The sequence below is a fragment of the Streptomyces sp. NPDC002265 genome (assembly GCF_040296125.1).
In the GTDB taxonomy this organism is placed as follows: Bacteria; Actinomycetota; Actinomycetes; order Streptomycetales; family Streptomycetaceae; genus Streptomyces.
The window spans coordinates 1-3662 of sequence record NZ_JBEOWS010000578.1 but is presented as its reverse complement, the minus strand read 5'-3'; the positions used below and the strand labels follow the sequence as shown (position 1 = coordinate 3662).

At 72.5% G+C, this 3662-nt stretch carries 2 protein-coding genes and 1 pseudogene; 2 read left to right on the top strand and 1 reads right to left on the bottom strand.

The window, feature by feature from the left end:
* Window positions 1–371 (top strand): annotated as a pseudogene (locus ABT085_RS45055) (hypothetical protein); the annotation flags it as partial.
* 165 nt (window positions 372–536) lie between these two features.
* Window positions 537–3275 carry an exo-rhamnogalacturonan lyase family protein gene (locus ABT085_RS45050; protein WP_351622668.1) on the top strand — a complete coding sequence of 913 codons (2739 nt, stop codon included), beginning with the start codon at window positions 537–539 and terminating at the stop codon, window positions 3273–3275.
* 72 nt (window positions 3276–3347) lie between these two features.
* Here ABT085_RS45050 and ABT085_RS45045 read toward each other — a convergent pair.
* Window positions 3348–3662, bottom strand: a 315-nt coding sequence (locus tag ABT085_RS45045) for an SCO7613 C-terminal domain-containing membrane protein (RefSeq protein ID WP_502982986.1), incomplete at its 5' end; no start/stop codon positions are given.

Genomic DNA, 3662 nt, shown 5'->3' with positions numbered 1-3662 from the left:
GCGCGCTCGCCGGGCTGGCCTGGTGGGCGGCCGTCGCGGCGGTCTGGGTCGACGTCCGGGCCGCGCGGGCCGGGCTGCCCGGCGGCCCGCTCGTCGGCGCGGTCGGTGCGGCCGCCCTGATCGGCCTCACCGTGACCGGACTGCGCGCGGCGGCGGTGTGGACACCGGGGGCGCGCTGGCGCTCGCTGGTGGCCGAGGCCGGCCGTCGTACGGTGCTCGACCCGGCCGGATCGTTTCTGCTCGTCGGCGGACTGGCGGTGGTGGTCCTGTCGGGCTGGTTCACCCCACCGCTCGCCGTACCCGTGCTCGGCGCGGTCGCGGGGGCCGCGGTGGCCGTGGAGGAACGCCGGGACCTTCACCGGCGCCGCTGACGCGCCCGGGCATCGCCCCGGCGCCCCTGACGCACCACCGGCCCGGTTGACGCGCCGTCGGAACCATCCCATGTGCTGCCGGCGCCGCACCCCGTCCCGCCGTACCGCGCTCTGTCATGCCCCTGACCACCCCCTGCATCCGCACGGCAAGGAAAGGCTGCATCCATGTCTCCCATTCCTCGCAGGTCCCTCCTGAAGGCGGCGGCCGTCGCCGGCGCCGCCGCCCAGTTCAGCTGGGCGCTCGGCAGCGGCACCGCCCAGGCCGCCCCGGTCGCTGCGGCGGCCGACGACGACCCGGTGACCCTGGACTGGCTGGAGGACGGCGGTCTCGGCGCCGCCCCCGGCTCCACCCTCGGCGTGCCCTGGCCCATGGGCACCTACCAGGAGGACCAGACCTTCGCGCTGACGGACGCCGACGGCCGGGCCGTCCCCGTCCAGTCCTGGCCGATCGCCTACTGGCCGGACGGCTCCCTGAAGTGGACCGCGCACGCGGTCGCCGAGGGGACCGGCCGACTCACCCTCGCCGCGGGCACACCCGCGCAGGCCGGGAAGAAGGTGACCGTCGACCGCAGCGGCGGCACCGTCGACGTGTCGACCGGGGTGATCACCGCACGGATCGGTACCTCGGGAACGACGCTGATCAAGTCCGTCACCCGCGGTTCGACGCAGATCGCCGGCAACGGCCGCCTCGTACTGATCCGCCAGCCGGAGATCGAGGACGATGACCAGGGCTCGGTGAAGACCGAGCGCTTCGAGAGCGTCATCGCCGAGGTGACCGTCGAGCAGGACGGCCCCGTCCGCGCGGTCGTGCGCATCGACGGCAAGCACCGCAAGGGCAGCCGCAGTTGGCTGCCGTTCTCGATCCGCCTCTACTTCTACGCGGGCGCCGACTCCTTCCGCATGGTGCACACCGTCACCTACGACGGCGCCCAGGAGCCCGGCAAGGCCGCCGGCGACTTCATCCGCGGCCTCGGCGTCCGCTTCACCGTGCCGATGCGGGACGCGGCCTACGACCGCCACATCCGGCTCGGCGGCGAGGGCACCGGCCTGCTGCGCGAGGCCGTCCAGGGCATCACCGGACTGCGCCGCGACCCCGGAGCGGCCGTCCAGGCCGCCCAGTACGCGGGCCAGAAGCTGCCCGACCCGTCCACCTGGGACCAGCGGGTGACGACCCGGCTCCAGTACATCCCCGAGTGGGGCGACTACACGCTCTCCCAGCTGTCCGCCGACGGCTTCACGGTCCGCAAGCGGACGAAGAAGGGCCACGGCTGGATCGGCGCGGGCGGCGGCCGGCGCGCCTCCGGGTTCGGCTACGTCGGCGGCGCGAGCGGCGGGCTCTCCTTCGGCCTGCGCGACTTCTGGGAGAAGTACCCCGCCCAGCTCGACATCCGCGGCGCCCAGACCGACGCGGCCGAGGTGACCGTCTGGCTCTGGTCGCCCGAGGCGCAGCCCATGGACCTGCGCTTCTACCACGACGGCATGGGCCAGGACACGTACGCCGAACAGCTCGAAGGCCTCAACATCACCTACGAGGACTACGAGCCGGAGTTCGGCACCCCGTACGGCATCGCCCGCACCTCCGAACTCCTCTTCTGGGCCAACGAGTCGACCCCCACCCCCGAGCAACTCGCGGCCCAGATAGAGGCGGTGCGTGTACTGCCCCAGCTCGCCGCGCCGCCCAAGCAGCTCATCAAGGCCAAGGTCTTCGGCCCCGGCCTCTACTCCGAGCCGGACCGCTCCACCCCCGCCAAGGCGAGGATCGAGGACCACCTCGACTTCCTCTTCACCTATTACAAGGACCAGGTGGAGATGCGCCGTTGGTACGGCTTCTGGGACTACGGCGACATCATGCACACCTACGACACGGTGCGGCACGTGTGGCGCTACGACATCGGCGGCTACGCCTGGGACAACTCCGAGCTGTCGCCCGACCTCTGGCTCTGGTACGCCTACCTGCGCTCCGGCCGCTCCGACATCTTCCGCTTCGCCGAGGCCATGACCCGGCACACCGGCGAGGTCGACGTCTACCACCTCGGCCAGTGGGCCGGCCTCGGTACCCGGCACGGTGTGCAGCACTACGCCGACAGCGCCAAGCAGCAGCGCATCGCCAACACCACCTACCGGCGCTTCTACTACTTCCTCACCGCCGACGAGCGGGTGGGCGACCTCATGCACGCCAACGTCGACTCCGACGAGACGTTCCTCGTCCTCGACCCCAACCGCAAGGTCCGCACCGACCCCTACACCCCCGACCGGCACGCCCTGTCCATCGGCTTCGGCACCGACTGGAGCGGTCTGGTCTCGGCCTGGCTCACCGAGTGGGAACGCAAGGGCCCCAAGTGGGAGAAGGCCAAGGCCCGTGTGCTGTCCACCATGGAGGGCATCGCCGCCCAGCCCAACGGCTTCGTCCAGGGCAGCGGCCTGTACGACCTGGACACCGGCAGGTTCGCCGTCGCCACCACGCCCGTCGTGGGCGTCTCCCATCTGTCGGCCGTCTTCGGCCTGAACGAGCTGTGCGCCGAACTGATCCACCTCACCGACATGCCGGCCTTCGACGAGGCCTACTACGACTACTGCCGCTACTTCAACGCCTCCAAGACCGAACAGGCGGCCCGGTACGGCACCAACTTCGGCACCCTGCTGCTCTTCCAGGGCCACTCCCGCCTCGACGCCTACGCCGCCGTCCGGACCGGCGACGCGGCGCTCGCCCAGCGGGCCTGGGCGAAGTTCTACGGCTCCGACGGCTACACGGAGTCCTCACCGTGGAAGACGGAGCGGCTCGACGGCCCGGTCACCCTGGTCGCGGGCAGCGAGGCCGCCTGGGTGTCGAGCAACGACACCGCGCTCTACGGCCTCGCCGCCATCGAGAACCTGGCACTGCTCGGCGACCGGATGCCCGACTGACCGCGGCGGGCGCCGTCGGGCGCCGACGGCCCCAGGAGGTGGGGCCCGGGGCCGGGTCGGCCGGTGGCTGCCCTAGTCCATCCGCCCCAGCACCTCCCGCACCCGCCGGACATCCCGGATCCGCCGCTCGTACGTCGCGCCGAGCGCGAGCAGCAGCAGTCCGGCGAGCGCGGGAGGCATCCAGCGGGGCAGCACACCGGCCAGCTGGACCAGGTACGGGGCGAGTTCGTGCAGACAGTCCAGGACGAGCGTCGCACCGCCCAGCACCAGCGGCGCCTTGAGCCGGTGCCGGGCGCCCATCACGGTGACCAGCAGCGCGGCCGCGCCCAGCAGCAGCGGGCGCGGCCCCTGCTGGTCGCCCCAGACGGCGGCGAGGCTCGGCAGCAG